Below are 21,306 nucleotides of genomic sequence, written 5' to 3' on the forward strand. Positions count from 1 at the left end.
CGTGAACACCCACGAGCCGCTCACCCAGCCGGAGGTGCAGGGCTTCGCCGCCCTGGCCGCCCGGCTGGCCGAGAACGTCAACGCGGTGGTGCTCGGCAAGCCGCAGGTGGTCCGGTTGGCGTTGACCGCGCTCTTCGCCCAGGGTCATGTGCTGCTGGAGGACGTGCCGGGGGTCGGTAAGACGACCCTGGCGCGGGCGATCGCCGCGACGGTGAAGGGTGAGTGGCGGCGCATCCAGTTCACGCCCGACCTGCTCCCCTCGGACGTGTCCGGCGTGACCATCTTCAACCAGGCGACCCGTGACTTCGAGTTCCACCCGGGGCCGGTCTTCGCCAACATCGTCATCGCCGACGAGATCAACCGGGCGTCGCCGAAGACCCAGTCGGCGCTGCTGGAGGTGATGGAGGAGCGCACGGTCACTGTGGACGGCGTCCGGCACCCGGTGCCCGCGCCGTTCCTGGTGGTCGCCACGCAGAACCCGGTCGAGATGGACGGCACCTACCGGCTGCCCGAGGCGCAGCTCGACCGTTTCCTGGTGAAGCTGTCCGTCGGCTACCCGGACGAGGCGGTCGAGGTGGAGGTGCTGCGCGGCGCGACGGTCCGCTCCCCCGAGGCGCTCGCCCCGGTCACCGACACCGCGACAGTCGGGGAGATGGTCCGGATGGCCCGCCGGGTGCACATCGCCGAGCCGCTCTACGCGTACGCGGTCCGGCTGGCCGCCGCCACCCGCACGCATCCGCAGGTACGCGTCGGGGTCAGCCCTCGGGGCGTGATCGCGTTGACCCGGGCAGCGTGCTCGTACGCGCTGATCGACGGTCGGGGCTGGATCATGCCGGAGGACCTGAAGGCGCTCGCCGAGCCGGTGTTCGCGCACAGGCTGCTGCTGACCCCGGACGCGCAGGTGCGCGGGGTGACCCCTGCGGAGGTGCTGCGCCAGGCCATCGCCTCGGTGCCGGTGCCGCTGCCGTCGGGGCAGCCCGCCCCGGTGCAGGGCTGACCGGCAGCAGCGCCATGGGGATCACCGCCCGCGGAGTCGGGCTGCTCGTCGCCGCCGTCGTCCTGCTCGGCCTGGGGTTCCGCTTCGCGTACCCCGAGTTGACGTTGCTCGGCGCGGCGGCCGGCGCGGCCGTCGGCTACGCGGCGCTGACCGCGGCCTGGCGGCCCCGACTGGTGGTCGACCGCCAGGCGGACCCGGACCGGGTGGCGCGCGGGGAGCCGGCGAGCATGACGCTCACCGTGCGCAACGCCGGCCGGCTGCGCTCGGCGAACCTACTGGCCGAGGACCGGTGCGGGAGCCGTGCCGTGCCGGTGCCGCTGCTGCGCCTGCGGCCCGGTCGGGACACCGAGGTCCGCTACGACGTGCCGACCGACCGTCGCGGGGTGGTGCCGGTCGGTCCGCTGCGGGTGACGCGGCGCGACCCGTTGGGGTTGGTGGCGCTGGCCCGCCCGTACGGCGGGACGACGCCGGTCTGGGTGCATCCCCGGATCCATCCGCTCACGGCGGTGCCCCGCGGCGCGGGCCGCAGCCTCGACGGCCGGGTGGACGGTGTGCCGCACGGGTCGATCACGTTCGACTCGCTGCGGGAGTACGTGGTGGGTGACGAACTGCGTCGGGTGCACTGGCGCACGAGTGCCCGGGTCGGCGAGCTGATGGTGCGCGAGAACGTGGACACCAGCCTGCCGCGCCTGGTCGTCCTCCTGGACAACCGGGCCGCCGCGCATCCGCAGCGGTCCGGCGGGGTGGCCGAGTCGTTCGAGTCCGCGTGTGAGGCGGCGGCGTCGGTCGTCACCGCCGCGCACCGCGCGGACCTGCCGGTGTTGATGCTGCTGGTCGGCCCGGAGCAGGGGGACGGCGGGGACGGCCCCGCGCTCGGGCCCCTGGACCGGCTTGCCGCCGCCGACCTGTCCGACGAGGCCGACGCGTTGCGCGCGGTCACGACCCGGCTGCGCCAGGACCGGCTCGGCGACACACTTGTCTTCCTGACCGGCCCCGATGGTCGGGACGGGTTGGGACACGTCGGCGCGCTGCGCGGCGCGTACCCGTCGGTGGTGGTCGGGGTGTTCGGCGCGGCCGAGCCGACGCCGGCGGGCACTGCCGGTCTGGTGGTGGTCGACGCGGCGGACGGCGCGCAGTTCGCCGCCGAGTGGGACGGGGTACGCCGGTGGTGACGGGCATCGCGCCGCAGGAGGAGACGGCGGCCCGTCGACAGGCGCCGCCGGCGGGCGGCGGCCCGAGCGCCGCGGCGCGGGTGGTACGCGCGCTGCGGACGGCCGTCGTGCCGCTGGCGCTGATCACGCTCACCGCGCTCGCCGGGGTGGTGCTCGGTCGGGTGTACGCGGGCGACCTGCTGACCCGGCTGGTGATCGGCGCGGCGGTGGGCTCGGTGCTGGTGAGCGTCGCCACCCGACGGCTGCCGTCCTGGCTTGTCGCACCGGTGTCGATGGCGGCGATGGCCGGCTGGACGCTGTGGGCGTTGCGGCTGGCCGCCACCCACGCCGACCTGCCGGGCAGCCTGCTGGAGGTGAGCGCGGACGCCGCCCGCAACGGCATTCCCCGGCTGCTCACCGCGATGATTCCCGTGGAGCCCACACCGGACACGGTGCTGGTCCCGGTGGTGGCGGCCTGGCTGGCCGGTCTGGCCGGGGCGGAGGTGGCGCTGCGCACCGGCCGGGTGCTGCTCGGCTACCTGCCGGCGGCGGGGCTCTACGCGGCGGCCCTCTACGTGGTCGGCCCGAACGCCGAACCGGCGATCGGGACGACTGTCGCCTTCGTCGCGGTCGCGGCGGTCGGGCTGGCCGCGCCTTCGGGTACGCCGTCGGCCGGCGGTGACCCGACGGCCGGTCTCGCCCCGGGGACGCGCGCGGCGGTACGGCTTCGGCTCGCGGCCTCGGCGGCGCTCGGCGTCGCGCTGGTGATCGGCCTGGTCGCGCTGCTCGGCCCGGTGGTCGCCGGTCAGGTCGACGGGCGTCCGGTGGACCCGCGCCGGTACGTGGAGCCACCGCAGGTGCAGACGCTCGACGAGAACCCACTGATCCGGATCTCCGGGTGGGCGCTGCGCCCGGAGCAGAAACTCCTCGACGTGAACACGGTGGGTGCCACCCCGCCGGCCGACGCTGCGAACGATCCGAAGGCGACCGGCGGCGCGGACGATTCGAAGGCGGGTCGCAGCGTACAGATCCGGTTGGCGGTGCTCAGCGACTACGACGGGATCACCTGGCGGGTCGGCGCGACGTACCGCAACGCGGGGCGGATCCTGCCGGCCACCGCGCCGGCCCGGGACAGCACCGTGGACAGTGTTCGGCAGGAGATCACCGTGGCGGAGCTCAGCGGTCGGCTGCTGCCGGCCGTGGCGACGCCGCGCGAGGTCAGCGGGGCGCGGGTGGCGTACGACCCGGCGACGGGCACGCTGATCAGGCCGGAGGGACTGACGCCGGGGCTGCGGTACACGGTGACGTCGGCCCGGGAACGCCCGGACAACAACCTGCTGGCCACCGCGAACGTGCCGGCCGGCGAGGAGGTGGCCCGGGTGCTGCGGGTCGCCGACGGGGTGCCCGACCCGATGCGCCGGTTGGCGACACAGCTCGCCGAGGAGAACGGCGCCCCCTACGAGCGGGCGGCGGCGATCGAGCAGTTCCTGGCCGAGCACTACCGGGTTGTGGCCGACGCGCCGAGCGGGCACGCGTACCCGAATCTGGCGTTCTTCCTCTTCGGTCCGCGCAACGGCGGCGGGCAGCGCGGGACGTCGGAGCAGTTCGCGGCCTCGTTCGCGGTGCTCGGCCGGCTCTCCGGTCTGCCGACGAGGGTGGTGGTCGGCTTCTCCTGCAGTGGGCAGGGCCCGGTGCGGGCCGGTGACGCGTACGCCTGGCCGGAGGTGCTCTTCGACGGGTTGGGTTGGGTGGCGTTCAACCCGCTGCCCCGCCCGGAGAACGAGCCGAGGCCGGTGGAGGAGGATTTCCGTCCGACCCCGGAGGACCCGCCGCCGTCGGAGGCGCCGGCGCCCACTGTGGAGCCGATCGCGTCGCCAGAGCCGGTGGCCGCCGCCGAGGGCCCGCCCGCACGGGGTGGCGCGTCCACGCCGGTGCTGGTCGCGGGCGGCAGCGGTGCGCTGCTGCTCCTGGTGGGGGCGCTGCTGCTCACCCTGGTGGCGATGCGCCGCTCCCTCACCCGCAAGCGGTTGGCGGGGGGTGACCCCGGCCAGCGCATCGCCGGCGCCTGGCGGGAGGTCACCGACGCGTTGCGACTGGCCGGCCGTCCGGTCGGTGACGACCTGGCGGCGACCGAGGTGGCCGCGCAGGCCCGCCAGGCCCTTGCCGAAGCCCGAGCAGGCACGACCAGCGGTGGCAGCGCACCTGGCAGCGGCACGAACGGCAGCGCCACACCCGGCGGCGGCGTGCCCAGCGCGGAGCCGGCAGTCGACGAACTGGCGACGCTGCTCAATCAGGTGGGCTTCGCCCCCGAGGCCGCGGCGGCCGATCAGGCGGCCCGCGCCGCCGAGGTGGCCACGGCCTACGTCGCCAACCTGCGCTTGGCCCGCCCCTGGTGGCGTCGCCTGCTCTGGTCCGTCCACCCCTCCCCCCTGCACCAGGCCCGCCGGTCCCCCCACTCCCACGCCCGCCGACCCACGCGGTGATCAAGAGGTTCGCGTCATGTCAGGACCCGTTCCTGACCCGAACCTCTTGATCACCGGTGGCGGGTTGGGGGGATCGGAGCCGGGCGCGGCGGCCGTAGTCGGCGGCCACCGCAATCACCAGGGGGCCCCACGCGGCCAGCGGTGCGTAGTACCGCAGCACGTCCCAGCCGGGCGGGGTGCGCGCCGGTTCGTCCCGCCCCATCCCCACCCAGCCGCGGTTCACGACGTGGAACGTGCTGTTCAGCACCAGGTACAGGCAGATGGCGACGAGCAACGAGCCGCCGACCACCGCGGCGAGCACGACCGGGCGTGCCGGGATCGAACGCCTGCCGAACAGCGGCACCCAGTGCGGCACCTGCTGTCCCCAGTGGTGCACCAGCCCGAGTGTCGACAGGGCCAGGCCCATCGACAGGACGGACAGGAAGATCATGTACCACGTCGTGACGGCGTCGTCGGTGAACACGAGGGACAGTCGCCAGATCGCGGACGGCAGGACGCAGAGCGGGACGGCGTACGCGGCCCCGACAGCCCAGGGCGCGGGAGCGGCGGCCCAGGTACGGCCCGAGTCAGTGGATGTCATGCGCGTTCCGATCGTCGAGGGCGATCCGGTAGAGACGCAGGGCAATCGCACCGACGACGAAGACGCCGCAGGCCACCGCCCATCGCCGCACCCGGTCGATCGCTGCGGATCGAGTGGCATTCATGAACCGATGATCTGCGGGCCGGACGCGCGCCTCCTCCCCGGCGGAGGTGAACCCGTTCCCGCCTTCGAGGGAGGAGTCGCGCGCCGGAGCGGAAACACGGTGGCGGCGAATAGGCGCGACGACGAGCATCGGGGGGTGGATCAGCACACGAGCGAGATCGTCGACTACTACACGCTGCGCTACCGCGAGGACCAGCGGCTGTCCGCCCGCCCCCAGGCACGGCTGGAGTGGATCCGCACGACGCAGCTCCTGCGGGATCTCCTGCCCGGCCCGGGTGCCCGCGTCCTGGACATCGGCGGAGGCACTGGCGAGTACGCGAGGGCCCTCACCGGTGCCGGCTACGAGGTCCGCCTCGTCGACCTGGTGCCGAGTCACGTCGCCCAGGCACGCGGCGGACAGCCGCCCATCGAGGCCCGGGTGGCCGACGCGCGGGCGCTTCCCGACGCCGACGACGCGTACGACGTGGCGCTCCTCCTGGGGCCGCTCTACCACCTGGTGAACCGTGCCGACCGGCTGAAGGCGCTACGGGAGGCCGTCCGGGTCACCCGCCCCGGCGGTCACGTCGTGGCCGCCGCCATCTCCCGTTTCGCCGGCCCGCTGGACTTCGCCGCCACCGGACGCCTCGACGAGAGGCTCCTCGACGAGGCCGAGAGCCTCCTGACCGACGGCACCAACGATCCACGGACCGGTTTCACCCATGCCTACTTCCATCGGGTCGAGGAGATCACCGACGAGTGTTCGGCGGCGGGGCTGACCGACGTCGTCGTACACGGGGTGGAGGGCCCCGCGTGGACGGCTGCGGAGGCCGCGGCGGGCGGGCCGGGGCAGGACGCGGTCTTCTCCGCGGCGTTGGATCTGGCCCGCGTCTACAGCACCGAGCCAGCGCTGGTCGGATCGAGCGCGCACCTCCTGGTCGCCGGACGCGTCCCGGGGCGTTAAGCGGTCAGCCGGCGGACCAGCTTGCGGAGGCCGGCCTGCCAGCCGTCCGGGTCCTCGGCGCGGCGGCGGGCGTAGTCGGCGACCTCCGGGTGCGGCAGGATCAGGAACCGCTCCTCGGCCAGCCCGGCGATGGTCGCCTCGGCCACCTGGTCCGGGCTGAGCACCGCTCCGGAGGCGGCGATCACCCGGGCGCCCAGGTGGCCCTCGACGATGCCGTCGGCGAGCATCGGGGTGTCCACACCCTGCGGGCAGAGGGCGCTGACCCGGATGCCCCGGTCCCGGTAGGTGATGGCGAGCCACTCGGCGAAGCCCACCGAGGCGTGCTTCGTCGTGGTGTAGGCGGCGTCGCCCACCGCGGTCAGCACCCCCGCCGCCGAGCAGGTGTGCAGCAGGTGGCCGCCGCCGCGGGCGAGCATCCCGGGTAGCACCGCGCGGGCCGAGTAGACGTGGGCGAGCACGTTGACCCGCCACGCGCGGTCCCAGGCCGCGTCGTCGACCTCCACTCCCCCGCCGGTGGTCACTCCCGCGTTGGCGCAGAACAGGTCGATGCGGCCGAAGCGTCGTTCGGTGTCGTCGACGATCGCGCGGACCTGGGCCTCGTCGGTGACGTCGAGGGCGGCGGCGTGCGCCACCGGGCCGATGCTCTCGGCCACCGCGTGGGCCGCCTCGGCGTCCAGGTCGGCGACGATCACCGCTGCGGCGCCCTCGGTGGCGAAGCGCCGTGCCAGTGCCGCCCCGATGCCACCGGCCCCGCCGGTGACCACCGCGATCCGGTCGGTCAGGTTCACGCGGACGCTCCCACGGGCTCGGTGCCCAACCGGGCGATGAGGGTCATCAGGGCGGCGGCGCTGCCGGCGGTCACCTCGGGAGTGGGCAGCAGCGCGAGGACCGGCACGTCCACGCCGGCGTCGGCGTAGCGGCGGACCTGGGCCCGGCACCGCTCCGGCGAGCCGTGCAGCACCAGGGCGTCGACCACCTCGTCGGGCACCGCCGCGCTGGCGGCACGCCGGTCACCCGCCGCCCAGGCCTCCCACATCGGCGCCAGCGCCTCCGTGCGGCCGAGCCACCGATGGAATTCGGCGTACGCCGGCACGGTGAGGTAGCTGGTGATCAGCCGGCGGCCGAGGGTGCGGGCGTACGCGGTGTCCTCGGTGGGGCAGACGAAGATCCGGGCGGCGATCTCGAAGCCGGCACGTCGCTCGCCCAACTCGGCGAGGGTCCGCGGCACGTCGTCGGCGCTGAGCCAGTTGAGGATGACCCCGTCGGCCTCGGCGCCGGCGAGCCGGAGCATGCCCGGGCGCAGCGCGGCGAGCAGGATCGGCGGCGGCACCGCCGGTGGCCGTTCGAGGGTGAACCGGCGCACGGTGAAGGTGTCGTAGACCTCGTCCACCGTCTCGCCGCGCAGCGCGGCGCGCAGGAACCGCAGGACGTCGCGGGTGCGCCGGAACGGCTCGTCGAACCGCACCGCGTTCCAGTCCCGCACGAGCACCGGCGAGGACGCGCCGATACCGAGCGCGAACCGGCCCGGTGCCGCCTCGGCGAGCGCCGCCGCGCTCATGGCGAGCAGCCCGGGGCCACGGGTGAAGACCGGGGTGATCGCGGTGCCCAGCCGCAGCCGCGGCTGCCACGCCGCGGCGAGGGCCAGCGGCGTGAACGCGTCGGTCCCGGCGACCTCGGAGGACCACACGTCGGTGAACCCGGCGCGATCAAGGGTCGTGTAGACCGCCTGGTGATCGGCCAGCGGGATCCCGCCCAACGGCACCGTCATGCCCCATCGATTCGTCACCGATCGATCGTGCCCGTTGACGGTGCCCGCGAGCAAGATCCCCGAAGTGGGCAGAATCGCCGGTTCGCGGCTGCGCGCCCCGGCCGAGGTGCTACGACTTCGAGGTGGACCGGAGCACCGGCGCAGGCCGCTGACCATGGGTTCCAGGGCGGCGGGACACCTGGAGCCGGTCCCGGCGGCGGCCGCGCCCGGTCGGGCCACGTTCCTGGAGCTCTTCTTCGACCTGGTCTACGTCTTCGCGCTCACCCGGATCTCCGCGCGCGCGTTCGAGGACCTGACCGAGAGCCCGGCGCGGCAGCACCTCTGGGCGGCGGTCACCGGCAGTGGCAAGACGCTGCTGTTGCTGCTGGCCCTCTGGTCGGTCTGGCAGGGCACCGCGTGGACGACCAGCCGCTACGACCCGTACCGGGCGCCGCTGCAGACAGTGGTGTTGACCGCGCTCGTGTCCAGCATGGTGATGGGGGTCGCGATCCCCCGGGCCTTCAGCGAGACCTCGCTGATGTTCGCGACGGCGTACGTCATCGCGCAGGTGACCCGGCCGCTGATCCTGTCGATCGCGTTGGGGCCACATCCGTACCGCCGGCTGAAGGTGCGGATGACAGTGGTCTTCGCCGTCAGCGGGGTGTTCTGGATCGGTGGGGCGTTGCTGGCCACCAACGGGCAGGTGGTGCTCTGGACGCTGGCGCTGCTCATCGAGTACCTGGCGGCGCGGTGCGGCTGGCCGGTGCCGGGCCTGGGCCGGTCGACGGTCTCGAAGTGGGAGATCGCCGGGGAGCACCTGGCCGAGCGGTACCAGCAGTTCTTCCTCGTGGCGCTGGGCGAGACGATCCTGGTGGCCGGTTTCGCCTACAGCAAGGGCACCTACGAGTCGGGGCACGCGTTGGCCTTCGCGCTCGCGGTGGCCACGTCGATCATGCTGTGGCGGATCTACGTCCAGCGCGCCGGGCAGATCCTGGCCGAGGCGGTGATGACGGCCCGTCACCCGGCCAACATCGGTCGCTCGGCGGCGGACACGCACCTGGTCATGGTGGTCGGCCTGGCCGCCACGGCGGTCGGCTACGAGCTGATCATCGACCACCCGCTGGGCCATGCCCCACCGACGTGGCTGGCCATGACGCTCGGCGGACCCGCGCTGTTCCTGGCCGGCCGGGCCCGCTTCGAGTACGAGGTGTTCGGGCGGGTCTCCCCGTCGCGCTGGATCGCCATCCTGGTGCTGGCGGCGGTGGCCGTACCGCTGCTGTTCCTGCCGGGGTTGGCCGCGTCGGCCGCCGGAGTGGTCGTGCTGGGCGGCGTCGCGGTCGCCGACGCCCGCCGGGCGCGGGGCGGGCCGCCGGAGGCCGCCGCGACGCCGTTCTGAGCCGTCGGTGTACGCCGAACGGCCGGATAGTCTCGGCGAGTGACCTTCTCCCTCGTCGCCCGATCCGCCGACGGCCGCCGCCACGGCGTCGTCGTGGCCAGCAAGTTCCTCGCCGCCGGGGCGCTGGTGCCGGCCGCGCAGGCCGAGGTCGGCGCGCTGGCCACCCAGGCGCACGTCAATCTCGCCTACCGCCCGCAGGGGCTGACTCTGCTGCGCACCGGGGTGGGCGCCGCCGACGTGGTGGCCGGCCTGGTCGCCGCCGACGCCGAGCGGGAGCACCGGCAGCTCGGCGTGGTGGGCGTCAGCGGGCCGGGCGCGAGCTGGACCGGCCCGGCCTGCCACCCGTGGGCCGGCGGGCGCACCGGCGACGGCTGGGCCGCGCAGGGCAACATCCTCACCGGCCCGGAGGTCGTCGACGCGCTGGGCGACACGTGGCTGGCCTCCTCGGCGCTGCCGTTCGCCGAGCGGCTGGTCGCCGCGCTGCGCGCCGGTGACGAGGCCGGTGGGGACCGGCGCGGCCGGCAGAGCGCCGGCCTGCTGGTGGTCGAGCGCGGCGGAGGGTACGGCGGCACCAGCGACGTGCTGATCGACCTGCGGGTGGACGACCACCCCGACCCGGTCACCGAACTGGGCCGGCTGCTGGCCGTGCACACCCTGCTGTTCAGCCGACCCGACCCGGCGACCCTGCTCGACCTGAGCGGCGCGGTCGCCGACGAGGTCGCGACGTTGCTCACCGCGCTGGGTCACCCGGTCGGCGACGACGGGCCGGAGGCGGCGCTGTTCTCCTGGGCGGGGCTGGAGAACCTGGAGGAGCGGCTGGTGCCGGGCCGCATCGACCCGGTGGTGCTCACGCACCTGCGGGGCGTCGCCCCGCACGTTCCCGCACCCCGCCCGGCGAGCTGACCGGGCAGCCCGGCGTCGCCCGGGCCCGCGCGCGGTCCGGCGAGCCGACCGACCAAAGCGGCGCCAGCGGCACTCGCTGACGGTCCAGGGTGGTCGGGTCAGCGGCCGAAGGCGAGCCAGCGGAAGCCGGCGGCGTCGATCGCGGCCCGTTCCGGGCCGGTCAGCGCGGCACGTCCGGTGGTCTTGCGGATCAGGGTCAGCCGGTCCCAGCCCAACGCGGCAGGCGTGGGTCGCCCCGCGGTGAGCAGGTCGGCGATCACCGCGGCGGCGTGCGGTGTGAGCCACGGCTGGCGGTCCAGCGCCGCCGCCAGGTCCAGGCCGTGCACGCCCACCTCGACCACCCGGGTCCGCAGGAACTCGTGCAGGAGCATCGCATCGCCGTGGCGGGTCCGGACCACCCGATCGGGCGGGGCTCCGGCGACCGCCGCGTCGGCGGCCCGCCAGGCCCGCTCGAACCCGGTCGCCAACGCCTCCCCGCTCGCCTGCCGCGCGTCGCGGCGGCCGCCGGCGATGCGGTCGGCGTCCACCTGCGGGGTGAACTTCGCCGCGCCGAAGTAGCGGGCGGCGTCCACCTCGGCGCGCGGAGGTGCGGGGGCGGCGAGCATGTCGGCCAACCGTCCGGCGCCGGTACGCATGTGCGCGAGCAACTCCCGGACGGTCCACGGCGGGCAGGGGGTGGGCCGGTCGAGGTCGACGTCGTCCACCTCGGCCAGGACCTCGGTGAGCCGTCCGCACTCGGCACGGAACGCGGCACGAACCGGGTCCATCGGTCGGCTCACCCCTTGACCCTCGGCACCAGCCGATGCACGACGGTCAGCACCAGCGCCATCACCAGCGCCATCGTGCCGGCGATGCCGGCGGCGCTGCCCGCGTACCCGACGAAGAGCGGGCGGCGGCTCAACTCCTCCGGCCCGGTCCCGCGCAGGTCCACCAGCCAGGTGAGGGCCAGCCCGGAGGCGATCAGGGCGAGCACGCCGGCCACGCCGAGCACGATCGCGGCGACGCGGTGGGCGTCGCCGGGCGCGATCTGGGCCTGCTCGCGTTGGGTGATCAGCAGGACCAGTCCCGCCAGCGCCGCCCAGACGCCCACCACCAGGTAGGCGGCGACCGCGTCGCTGGGCCGGTGCCAACCGGCGGACAGGGTCGCCACGCCGGCGAGGGCGGCGTAACTCGCGCCGACGAAGGCGCCGACGGCCCGCACCTTTGGCGGCAGGACGAGCATGAGCGCGACCGCCACCGAAGCGGCCACGGCGGTGTGCCCGCTGGGGAGGCTGTTGCCCACCGCTGCGCGGTCCGGGTCGAGGCCGAGGTCGGGCCGGCTCAGGCCGTACTTGAGCAGTTGGGTGGAGACGTTCGCCCCGGCGATGAGCAGGGTCGCGGTGACGGCCAGGGCGATCCGCCCCCGGATGAGCGCGATGAAGCCGATCATCGCGGTGGCAGCGAGCAGGGAGACCACCGACATCGCGTTGAGGATCCGGTCCACCGGACCGTCGATGCGGTCGTGGCCGATCTGGTTGCCGGTCAGTGCGACAGTGTCGACCCACTGGCCGATCTCGGTGTGCAGGGCCACCCGCCAGACGGCGAGGAAGGCGGCCGCCTGGACGAGGGCCAGTACGACCAACCAGACCGCGGTCCAACCCCGTGCCGTCGCGCGCATCCGCACACCGTAGCGGCCGGTGCCGGCCGGTCGGTCGGTGGCCCACCGGCTCCCGCCGGTTAGGTTGGGACCGAGGCGAGGAGGTGGCGGTGGACGGCACACCGGGGCGGGAGTCCGGCCAGGTCGAGCCCGGGCCGGACCGGGCGGCGGCGGCCGGTCCACACGCCGGTGGGACGGCCCCGGTCGAGTCCCTGGCGGACCTGCTGGGCGGTCGGCGGGGCGCGGTGGACGCCACGCTGCCGCCGGTGGCGTTCGCGCTGGGCTGGCTGATCGGGGGCGAGTCGCTGTGGGCCGGGGTGGGCGCGGCGCTCGCCGTGGGCGTCGTGGTGGCCGGCGTACGGCTGCGGCGGGGTGACCGCCCGCGCTCGGTGCTGATCGGGCTGCTCGCCGTCTGCGTCGCGGCGCTGATCGCGGTGCGGACCGGGCGGGCCGAGAACTTCTTTCTGATCCAGCTGCTGTCGAACGCCGCCAGCGCGCTGGCCTGGGCCGTGAGCATCGTGGTGCGCTGGCCGCTGCTCGGCGTGCTGGTCGGCGCGGCGCTGGGCCAGCGGACCCGGTGGCGGCGGGACCCGGCGCTGCTGCGCGGGTACGGCAGGGCCAGTTGGGTGTGGACGGCGACCTATGTGGTGCGGGTGGCGGTGTTCGTCCCGCTGTACCTGAGTGGGCAGGTGCTCGCGCTCGTGGTGGCCCGGATCGCGTTGACCTGGCCGCTGGTCGCGGCGGCGCTGGCGGTGAGTTGGGTGGTGCTGCGCCGGTCGTTGCCGACCGGGCACCCGGGGCTGCGTCACCCGGTCACCGGCGACCCGGACGTCCGGCCCGACGAGCAGGCAGGGCACGGGTCCCGGCGGGCATAAAAGTGGAGAGGCCGCCACGGGGGGAGCGGCCTCTCCGGTGACGTACGTTACTCCGTCATCCTCTGTGGTGTGATCCCGCGACAGCCGGAATTTCTGGGCTTTTTCGCGGCAGTCTTCAGTCCGGGCGGTGGGGTGGGCCGGTCGACCCGCTGCGTTGGCCAGATGACCGGCCCACCCCGGCCTGACCGTGGGTGTCAGGCCGTCCGCCGGCCGGGTCCCGTCGTTCCCCCGGACCCGGCCGAACCCCGGGGTGGGCGGGGCACTCCACCCACCCCGGGTCGTTGTCAGCCGTTCGGGAACAGGGTCCCGTAGTCGGCGTACGCCATGGCCACGTCGGCCTGCGCCCAGAAGCGGTGGTAGTTGAAGCTGGGCTCCGCACCACCGTTCAGGTACGCCTGCACCTTGGGCCAGTCCGGGTCGTTCTTGTAGAAGGACCGGATGTCGAGGAAGCTCTTGCCGGCGGCGATGGCGTCACCGTTCGGCATCTTCCCGGTCCAGCCCGGCGGGACGTAGAGGCCCTGCCCGGTGGACGCGTCGTAGACGTCGTCGAAGCGCTTGTAGTCGCCCCGCGTCTCGGTGGTGGAGACGCCCTTCGCGTCACTGGCGGCGTCGAGCGCGTCCAGCAGGCCCTTGGCGGTGGTCTTCGCCGCCGCGTTGCCCGACTTGGCCGCGTACGCGATCAGGGTCCGGGCGTAGGAGGCGGCGACGCCGACGTCCTGGCCCTTGCTGATCACCTCGACGTGCAGGTTGGTGTTGGGCTGCGGGCTGGACGGGTTCCAGGTGGTCGGCTGACCGGTCCACTTCATGTCCGACGGGATCGACCAGTTGGTGCCGACGGTCGTGTTGGCGATCGCCCACGGCACCCACTTGTCCAGCAGCGCCTTGGCCTTCGCGTTGCCGGTCTGCAAATACAGCTCGGCGATCCGCTGCATCGACCACGCCTGCATGCCGAACCACTGGTTCGACGGCGGGTCGTTGTAGACCGGGTCGACGTCGTAGAACATGCCGTAGAAGGTGCTGGTGCCCGACGGCGGCTGGGCGTAGCTGCCGTCCCAGCTGTTGGTCGCGCCGCCGGCGATGCCGCCCTCGGACGACTGCAGCCAGGTGTAGAACTCCAGCTGCCGGTCGAAGCTCTTGGTCCAGTCGGCGACAGCTGTCGACGACTGCGGCTTGAGCTCCGGGGTGTTGGTCAGCGCCCAGGCCGCGAACGGGTTCTGGTAGCCGAAGTGGTTGTGGCTGGAACCGATCCGCCAGGACCAGTTCTGGCTGGTGTCGTACGCGCCGCCCCAGGCGTAGTACCAGGACAGCAGGTAGTGCGCCGAGTCCTTGCCGCTGCCGGCGGGGCAGGTGCTGGCCCCGACGCAGTTGCCGATCTTCTTGAAGTACTTGTCGAACATCGCGTACCGCAGGTAGTCGCCCATCTTGGCGGCCTTGGCCACGGTGGCGGCGACGTCGGCCTGCTTGCCCTGCGCCTTGGCCCAGGTCAGCGCCCAGTACGCGGCCTGCACGGCACGGGCGTCGGCGTCCGGGGCGTTGGTGTACTTCCACTGCTTGGCGGGAGCGCCGGTGTCCTTGACGAACAGGTCGAGGTAGCCGTACTGACCGCCGTGCTTGAAGGTGTCGCAGGACGGCTGCGGGACGGTCTCCCACACCGACTCCTGCGTGCCCCGCTGGAACGTGTTGATGTACGCCGGCTTGGTGGTGCCGTCACCACAGTGGCCGAAGCCGTAGGTGTTGTCGACGTCCATCAGCCAGTGCATGCCGTAGATGTCGCCGGTGCCGTAGGTGGACTGGAGCTCCGAGCGGAGCGGGTCCTGCCCGACGGAGATGTTGGGCTGCAACGCCGAGGGGTACTGGCTGGGCAGGTTGTACTCGGCGGCGTACTGCGGGGTGCCGGCGGAGCCCGCGGTGGGCTGGTCGGCGTGCGACGGGATGATGTACTTCTCCATCACCGTCCAGGCGTTGTTGAACGGCGCCCAGTTCTGGGTGACGCGGCCGTACTGGGCCTCGAGCCAGATCCAGAAGCTGAACGCCTCCGACGTGGTCTCGTGGCCGTGGTCGGGCGCCTCGACGATCAACGTCTCGACCGAGTGGTACGGCACGCCCTCGGGGCTGAAGTAGCCCGAGTTCTTGATCTTGCCGTACTGGTCGAGGAACTTCTTGATGTAGGCGTTGTCGCCGCCGGGGGTGTCGTTGTCGATCTCCGTGGCGGTGACCGCCAGGGGCGCGATACCGGTGGCGGACGCGGTGATGGTGGCGGCGCCGCCGACGGTGTCGGTGTCCTCCGCCGCGGCGACCGTGACGGTGACCCCGGTGTTCCAGTTGGTCGGCGTCAGCGTGGCGCTGGTCGGCGAGACCGTGATGTCGGTGTCCCCGCTGGGGGTGAGGGTGACCGGCACGCTGGTCGTCGGCGCGGCGCTGAGCTTGAGGTTGAAGGTGGTCGTGCCACCCTCGTTGACGCTGACCGCGGACGGCGTGGCGATCAGCGTCGGGCCGCTGGCGGCGCCGACGGTGAACGCCTTCTCGGCGACCCCGATGCCGTTGGCGTTGTCGTACGCCTTGGCCTGCACCGTGTAGTTGCCGGCCGGCAGGTCCTCCTGCGTGTACGCGTACGGCGCGGTGGTGTCGGTGTTGATCAGCAGGCCGTTGCGGTAGAACTCGACCTTGCTGATCGTCCCGTCCGGATCGCTGGCCGTGGCGGTCAGCGGCACGTCGGCCGGGGCGGTGAACGGCCCGCTCGGCAGGGCGAGGGAGACGGTCGGCGGCTGGTTGGCCGGGGTGCCGTTGCAGGAGGTGCCGTTCAGGGTGAACGAGGTGGGCTTCGGGTTGCTGCCCGAGTAGGAGCCGTTGAAGCCGATGGTGGTGGAAGCACCGGTGCCGAGGTTGCCGTTGTACGACTCGTTGGTCGCGGTGACCTCACTGCCGGACTGGCTGAACCTGGCCGACCAGCCCTGGGTGACTCGTTGGCTGCTGTTCGGGAAGGTCCACTTGAGGGTCCAGTTGCTGACCGCGTCGCCCAGGTTCTTGATGGTCACGTTCGCGGTGAAGCCGGTGTTCCAGTCGTTGGTCGCGTAGACCACGTCGCAGGCGGGTGCTGCCTGCGCGGCGCCGGCGGGCAGCGTCACCCCGCCGATGGCGAGCGCGGCGGCGGCGAGAATCGCCACTCGGCGGCGTCGTGCCAGTTGTCTCATGTGCGCGGTGTCTCCTCGGACCAGGCCGGGGTGGTCCCCGGCGAGGCGCCTGCCCGCGGGTGTGGTGGTACGCGGGGGATTCGAGGCGCCGGGAAGGTGGTCGCCCCGGGCCCGGCCGGGGTACGGCGGTGCGGCCCGCGCGGGAGGGGGTCCCGCCGGCTGCGATCGGGTGCCGTGACCGGAAGTCGTGCTGCCGGCTGCCCTCGGCGGACCCACGCCCACGCGATCTGGCTCCTGTCGCGTTGAATCGACAGTGTGCCATGGAAGCGCTCCCACAACAAGCGCACAGGGGGCGGGATCACCCAGTTGTTTCGATCTCGTTTTGGGTCTTTCACAAAGGCGTGACGGGCGTTACAGTCGCAACATCGGTCGATGGGAGCGCTTCCATCGACAAAGGTTCCAACTGGAAGATCACCGGGACCGTCCTCGTGGCGGGCCCGGGGAACCAACCCGAAGGCCGACGGCGGGCCAGCCCGGACGCCGCCGTCAGCCATCATCCCGCCACAGGGAGGGAGGTGGAACCAGAGCCACTCGCGTGGCCCGGCTCCCGCGCGACACGCACGGCAGGACCCAAATTCCGCCCGTGTGTGTGCAGTTACGGTGGGGACGGGGGTTGCCCTCCCCCGTCCCCACACTAAACCCCCGTACACAATGGGAAAAGAGGCCGACGGGACAGGCGCGAAGCGCCGCCCGGTCGGCCTCGTTCGCTGTCCGGGGCCCTCACCCGCCTCGACCCGTCACGCCGGCCGCCCTGACGGCCGGCTCACCGGGCCGGCCGCTCCTGGCCTATCCTGGGAGCGCTCCCGAATCTCGGCGGCGGCCCCGTATCCACGAGGAGAATCCATGTCGATACCTACCGGGCCCGCCGGCCCGCTGCGCTTTCCCCGCGACTTCGGCTGGGGCGCGGCCACCTCCGCTTACCAGATCGAGGGCGCCACCAAGGAGGACGGCCGCGGCGAGTCGGTCTGGGACACCTTCAGCCGTGTCCCCGGGCGCACCCGCAACGGCGACACCGGCGACGTGGCCGCCGACCACTACCACCGGTACGCCGAAGACCTCGACCTGATGCGCGACCTGGGTCTGCGCAGCTACCGCTTCTCCATCTCCTGGCCCCGCGTCCAGCCCGACGGCACCGGAGCGCCCAACCAGCGCGGGCTCGACTTCTACCGCCGTCTCCTGGACGGCCTGCACGAGCGCGGCATCGCCCCGATGGCCACCCTGTTCCACTGGGACCTGCCGCAGGCGTTGCAGGACGCCGACGGCTGGGAGTCCCGCGACACCGCCTACCGCTTCGCCGACTACGCCGACGCGGTCTTCACCGCCCTCGGTGACCGGGTGCCCGTCTGGCTCACCATCAACGAGCCCAAGACCGTCGTGCAGAACGGCTATCTCATGGGCCACCACGCGCCCGGCCGGCAGGACCCGGACGCCGCCTACCTCGTCGCCCATCACCTGCAACTGGCCCACGGTCTCGCGGTCCGGGCGCTGCGCGCCGCCGACGGCACCGGCCGGATCGGCCCCGCGCTCAACCTGCACCCCTGCTACCCCACCGACGACTCCCCCGAGGCCGCCGCCGCCGCCCAGCTGTACGACGGCTACGAGAACCGCCTCTACCTCGACTCGCTGCTCAAGGGCAGCTACCCGCAGGATGTGCTGGCCGACCTGGGCCCGCAGAGCCGGATGGTGCGCGGCATCCGCGACGGCGACCTGGCGGTGATCTCGGCCCCGGTCGACCTGCTGGCCGTGCAGTACTACACGCCCATCTACGTCACCGCCGACGGCAGCACCGAACACCGGTGGCCGACCTCCGAGGCCGGTTGGCAGCAGATCTACCCCGACGGCATGTACGACATCCTGACCCGGGTCACCCGTGACTACGGCCCGATCCCGCTCACCGTCACCGAGAACGGCCTGCCCACCCCCGACACCCTGGCCGCCGACGACACAGTCGACGACAGCGGCCGGATCACCTTCCTGCGCGACCACCTGGCCGCCGCGCACCGCGCCATCAGCGCCGGAGTGCCGCTGGAGAGCTTCCACGTGTGGTCGATGCTCGACAACTTCGAGTGGGACGAAGGGTACGACCAACGCTGGGGCCTGGTCTACGTGGACTACACCACCCAGCGTCGGGTGCTCAAGCGCAGCGCCCACTGGTACCGCTCCGTCATCGCCGAGGGCGGTTTCTGAGCGGGCCGCCCGGACGGCCGGGCCCGGACGGCTCGGCTCCGGGTGAGCCGGTGACCGTCCGGGTTCCGGTCGGGAACGTTCAGCGGGGCAGCGCCTGCTGCAACTCCGCCCGCAGGGCAGGGGTGAGCATCTCCCCCGCCTGCTTCGCCAACCGGGCCATCTCGTAGCCCACCACGCCGATGTCCGCATCGCCGGCCGCGAGCGTGGCCAGGATCGACCCGTCGCGGACCTGCATCACGAGGAAGTAGCCCCGGCCCATCTCGACCACCGTTTGCTTGACGATGTCGCCGTCGAACATCTGCGCCGCGCCCGCCGTGATGCTCATCAGCCCGGACGTCACCGCGGCGAGCTTGTCGGCGTGGTCGCGGGGCAGATGGTCGGAGATGGCCACCAGCAGCCCGTCGGAGGAGACCACCACCGCGTGCGCCACACCCGGCACCCGCTCCGCGAACGCGCTCACCAGCCAGCTCAGGTCACGTGCCTCCTGGCTCAACGTCGTCACTGTCGTCGTCCTCCTTCGTCGTGCCCCCACGAGGGTGGCACCGGTATCTCGGTGGTGTCCTCGGCCTCGGCACGCCGTACCCCGCTGTAGAGCCGGGAAAGCATGCCACCGACCGCCTCCGGGTCCAGTTCGGCGCGCGCCGGCGCCGACTCCGGCTGGGCCGGGCGGGTGACCGCGGAGAGTTGCGCCATCGGCACGCGGATCGGCAGGCCCCGCTCGTTCGTGCCGGCCGTGACCGGGGTGGCGGGCGGCGCGGCCGGGCCGGGGGCCGCCGCCCCGGTCGGTCCCTGCCGGGACCACCAGCCGCCGCCGTCAGCGCCGCCGCCGACGGCGGCCGGCGCCAGCACGTCCTCGGCGCGGACCGGCACGGGGCGACTCTGGCGCGGCACGGTGGCGGCCGGTGGGCGACCGGCCACCGGCAGGTCCAGCGGAGCGGCGGCCGGGCCACGGGCACCCGCCGACCGGGCCGCTCCCGGCAGCCGCTGCGCGGCGGCGCCCCGCGCCGCACTCGCCGCGAGCATCCGCGCCGGCGCCGGCGGATCCAGCTCCACCGAACCGGCCGGAGCCAGCAGGGCGCCCGGCAGCACCAGCCGCGCGACCAGGCCGCTCTGGCCCGCGTCGAGCTGCACCCGCACGCCGAGGCGGCTCGCCAGGTGGCTGACCACGAACAGGCCCATCCGCTCGACAGCCGCGACGTCCGCGGCCGGCGGAGTGGCAAGCACCGCGTTCGCCTCGGCCAGCGCGGCCGGGCTCATGCCCAGGCCGTCGTCCACGATCTCGATCAACGCTCCCGAAGCCTGGACCCGGGCGGTCACCAGCACGACAGTGTCCGGACGGGAGAACGCGGTCGCGTTCTCCAACAGCTCGGCCAGCATGTGCACCAGTTCGCCGACCGCGTGCCCCACCACGTTGACCTCGCCCACCGAATCCAGCCGGACCCGCTGGTACTGCTCGATCTCGGCGGCGGCGGCCAGCAGCACGGTGCCGAGACCCACCGGACGGTTCCACCGCCGGGTGGAATCCGTACCGGCGAGCACGAGCAGACTCTCGTCGTTACGGCGCATCCGGGCGGCCAGGTGGTCGAGCTTGAACAGGTTGTCGAGCTGGTCCGGGTCGCTCTCCTCGCGCTCGAGGTCGTCGAGCAGCTCCAGTTGGCGCTCCACCAGCACCTGGCTGCGGCGGGCAAGGTTGACGAACATCGCGTTGACGTTGCGCCGCATCGACGCCTGCTCGACGGCGACGGTCACCGCGCTGCGGTGCACCGCGACGAACGCCTCCGCCAGCTCACCGATCTCGTCGAGTGAACGGACCACCGCCGGCGCTACCTCGATGCTCGGCACCCCGCCGGTGACGGTCCGCAGCCGATCCAGCGCGTCCGGCAGCTCGACCTGCGCGATCCGCAGCGCCTGGCTGCGCAGCAGCCGCATCGACCGGGCGACCGACCGCCCCACCAGCAACGAGATCAGCAGAGCGACCAGCAGGACGGCGACGACACCGCCGACCACCAGCAGGGTGGCCCGCAACTGGCCACTGCTGGCGTCGTCGGCCTGGCGCACCGCGTCGTCCAGCACCCCCGCCTCGACCTGGCGCAGCAGCTCCTGACGCTGTTGGCTGGCCGACCACCACTGCTCGGACGGCAGCACCTCGGACGCGGCGTTCCCGGCCGGCAGGCTGCGCTCCTCCAGCTGGGTGGCGACCAGGAACAGCGGGTTCACCGAGGTTTCGTCGTACCGGCGGATCTGGTCCGTGGTGGCGGCCACCCGGAACGCGCCGAGGGCGGTCAACTGCTGGGCCCGCAGGTCGGTGAGGGCCACCCGGTCCTCCGTGCCATAGCGGCCGGCGCGGGCGGCGGCGTAGAGCTGGGCGCGGACGCGCGAGGAGAGCTCCTTGACCCGGGCCAGCTGCACGTAGCGCAGCACCGCGTCGCTCAGCGCCGCCCGGTCCTGACCCGGCGTCGGCTCGGCGAGCAGATCCAGCAGCGCGCCCACGGCCCGGTGGTAGTTGCTCAGGATGGTGTCGTTGCTGAGCACCGCCGGCGGGATCGCCGGACGGATGTCGATCACCTGGTCGTACGCCTCCTGCGCCTCGGAGAAGGCCACCCGCCAGGACGCGTCGGCGTCGGCCAGCGGCCTGGCCGCCCGACTCAGGTCGGCCATCGCCCGGTCGGAGGACGCCTGCAACGGCCGCAGCGCGGTCGCGGCAGCCTGCCGGTCGCCACCGCGGCGCAGCTCGCCCAGCTCACCCGCCGAGCGGTCCCGCTCCTGTTGGAGCTGGTGCACCACGGCGGTGATCTCCCGGCCGATGGCGACCTGCCGGGAGAAGTCGTTGAGCGCTGTCGTCCGGCCGACCAGGGTGCTGGTCTGCACCCCCGCGAGCACCAGGAACGCCAACGACGGCACCACCAGCACGGTGGCGAGCTTGGTGCTCATCCGCCAGTCCCGCAGCCGGAACGGCGAGCGGCGTCGATGCGGGACGACGCGGACGTCGAAGCGTCGCCGGCGGTGGTTCGACACCCCGCCGGTCGCCGGGTCGGGACCTGCCGCCACCCTGCCTCCTCCTCCTGCCGCGTCCACCGCGACCCGGGGAGCGCAGTCC

General features: G+C 73.4%; 17 protein-coding genes. 8 read left to right on the top strand and 9 right to left on the bottom strand.

Features of this window, described 5'->3' with window-relative positions:
- Window position 1: 1 nt before the first annotated feature.
- The 3 genes from AB0B39_RS12350 to AB0B39_RS12360 all read left to right on the top strand — a co-directional run bounded on the left by AB0B39_RS12350 (window position 2) and on the right by AB0B39_RS12360 (window position 4,631).
- Entirely contained in the window at window positions 2–997 is a 996-nt protein-coding gene (locus AB0B39_RS12350; protein ID WP_234587888.1) for a MoxR family ATPase, read from the top strand.
- A 14-nt stretch (window positions 998–1,011) separates the two neighbouring features.
- Window positions 1,012–2,169, top strand: a complete 1,158-nt coding sequence (locus AB0B39_RS12355) for a DUF58 domain-containing protein (protein ID WP_357493191.1) — start codon at window positions 1,012–1,014, stop codon at window positions 2,167–2,169.
- Between the two features lie 80 nt (window positions 2,170–2,249).
- The gene (locus AB0B39_RS12360; RefSeq protein ID WP_357574381.1) at window positions 2,250–4,631 is read left to right on the top strand and encodes a transglutaminaseTgpA domain-containing protein; all 2,382 of its coding nucleotides are present in this window, start codon (window positions 2,250–2,252) and stop codon (window positions 4,629–4,631) included.
- A gap of 19 nt (window positions 4,632–4,650) precedes the next feature.
- On the opposite strand, the gene AB0B39_RS12365 is transcribed toward AB0B39_RS12360, so the two are convergent.
- Window positions 4,651–5,211 carry a hypothetical protein gene (locus tag AB0B39_RS12365; protein ID WP_357493193.1) on the bottom strand — a complete coding sequence of 187 codons (561 nt, stop codon included), beginning with the start codon at window positions 5,209–5,211 and terminating at the stop codon, window positions 4,651–4,653.
- Window positions 5,198–5,464, bottom strand: a complete 267-nt coding sequence (locus AB0B39_RS12370; protein WP_357493195.1) for a hypothetical protein — start codon at window positions 5,462–5,464, stop codon at window positions 5,198–5,200. Before AB0B39_RS12370 ends, AB0B39_RS12365 begins: the two co-directional genes overlap by 14 nt.
- Window positions 5,465–5,470: 6 nt before the next feature.
- On the opposite strand from AB0B39_RS12370, the gene AB0B39_RS12375 reads away from it, so the two are divergent.
- A complete protein-coding gene (locus tag AB0B39_RS12375; RefSeq protein WP_357493197.1) occupies window positions 5,471–6,274 on the top strand; it encodes a class I SAM-dependent methyltransferase in 804 nt (267 codons plus the stop codon).
- Here AB0B39_RS12375 and AB0B39_RS12380 read toward each other — a convergent pair.
- On the bottom strand, window positions 6,271–7,062 hold the full coding sequence (locus AB0B39_RS12380; RefSeq protein ID WP_357493200.1) for an SDR family oxidoreductase: 792 nt from the start codon (window positions 7,060–7,062) through the stop codon (window positions 6,271–6,273). The genes AB0B39_RS12375 and AB0B39_RS12380 overlap by 4 nt on opposite strands.
- Entirely contained in the window at window positions 7,059–8,042 is a 984-nt protein-coding gene (locus AB0B39_RS12385; protein ID WP_357493438.1) for an LLM class F420-dependent oxidoreductase, read from the bottom strand. The genes AB0B39_RS12380 and AB0B39_RS12385 overlap by 4 nt, the downstream gene beginning before the upstream one ends.
- Window positions 8,043–8,106: 64 nt before the next feature.
- On the opposite strand from AB0B39_RS12385, the gene AB0B39_RS12390 reads away from it, so the two are divergent.
- Together AB0B39_RS12390 and AB0B39_RS12395 are read left to right on the top strand one after the other, a co-directional pair.
- A complete protein-coding gene (locus AB0B39_RS12390) occupies window positions 8,107–9,417 on the top strand; it encodes a low temperature requirement protein A (RefSeq protein ID WP_357574312.1) in 1,311 nt (436 codons plus the stop codon).
- Window positions 9,418–9,456: 39 nt separating this feature from the next.
- Window positions 9,457–10,320 carry a DUF1028 domain-containing protein gene (locus AB0B39_RS12395; RefSeq protein ID WP_357493205.1) on the top strand — a complete coding sequence of 288 codons (864 nt, stop codon included), beginning with the start codon at window positions 9,457–9,459 and terminating at the stop codon, window positions 10,318–10,320.
- A gap of 98 nt (window positions 10,321–10,418) precedes the next feature.
- On the opposite strand, the gene AB0B39_RS12400 is transcribed toward AB0B39_RS12395, so the two are convergent.
- Together AB0B39_RS12400 and AB0B39_RS12405 are read right to left on the bottom strand one after the other, a co-directional pair.
- Window positions 10,419–11,087, bottom strand: a complete 669-nt coding sequence (locus AB0B39_RS12400) for a maleylpyruvate isomerase N-terminal domain-containing protein (protein ID WP_357574382.1) — start codon at window positions 11,085–11,087, stop codon at window positions 10,419–10,421.
- Window positions 11,088–11,095: 8 nt separating this feature from the next.
- Window positions 11,096–11,983, bottom strand: a complete 888-nt coding sequence (locus AB0B39_RS12405) for a phosphatase PAP2 family protein (protein ID WP_357493208.1) — start codon at window positions 11,981–11,983, stop codon at window positions 11,096–11,098.
- Window positions 11,984–12,168: 185 nt separating this feature from the next.
- On the opposite strand from AB0B39_RS12405, the gene AB0B39_RS12410 reads away from it, so the two are divergent.
- Window positions 12,169–12,831, top strand: coding sequence for a DUF3159 domain-containing protein (locus AB0B39_RS12410; protein WP_357493442.1), 663 nt, complete (start codon window positions 12,169–12,171; stop codon window positions 12,829–12,831).
- Window positions 12,832–13,115: 284 nt separating this feature from the next.
- Here the strand turns inward: AB0B39_RS12410 and AB0B39_RS12415 are convergent, their stop codons facing one another.
- Window positions 13,116–16,022 carry a glycoside hydrolase family 48 protein gene (locus tag AB0B39_RS12415; RefSeq protein WP_357574313.1) on the bottom strand — a complete coding sequence of 969 codons (2,907 nt, stop codon included), beginning with the start codon at window positions 16,020–16,022 and terminating at the stop codon, window positions 13,116–13,118.
- Between the two features lie 843 nt (window positions 16,023–16,865).
- On the opposite strand from AB0B39_RS12415, the gene AB0B39_RS12420 reads away from it, so the two are divergent.
- The gene (locus tag AB0B39_RS12420; protein WP_357493213.1) at window positions 16,866–18,209 is read left to right on the top strand and encodes a GH1 family beta-glucosidase; all 1,344 of its coding nucleotides are present in this window, start codon (window positions 16,866–16,868) and stop codon (window positions 18,207–18,209) included.
- 79 nt (window positions 18,210–18,288) lie between these two features.
- On the opposite strand, the gene AB0B39_RS12425 is transcribed toward AB0B39_RS12420, so the two are convergent.
- Both AB0B39_RS12425 and AB0B39_RS12430 read right to left on the bottom strand, forming a co-directional pair.
- A complete protein-coding gene (locus tag AB0B39_RS12425) occupies window positions 18,289–18,702 on the bottom strand; it encodes a roadblock/LC7 domain-containing protein (protein ID WP_197281421.1) in 414 nt (137 codons plus the stop codon).
- 5 nt (window positions 18,703–18,707) lie between these two features.
- Window positions 18,708–21,257: a nitrate- and nitrite sensing domain-containing protein gene (locus AB0B39_RS12430; RefSeq protein WP_357493215.1), complete on the bottom strand. Its 2,550-nt coding sequence runs from the start codon at window positions 21,255–21,257 to the stop codon at window positions 18,708–18,710.
- Between the last annotated feature and the right edge of the window lie 49 nt (window positions 21,258–21,306).

Origin of the sequence: Micromonospora sp. NPDC049114, assembly GCF_040648635.1 — a bacterium.
Taxonomy (GTDB): Bacteria; Actinomycetota; Actinomycetes; order Mycobacteriales; family Micromonosporaceae; genus Micromonospora.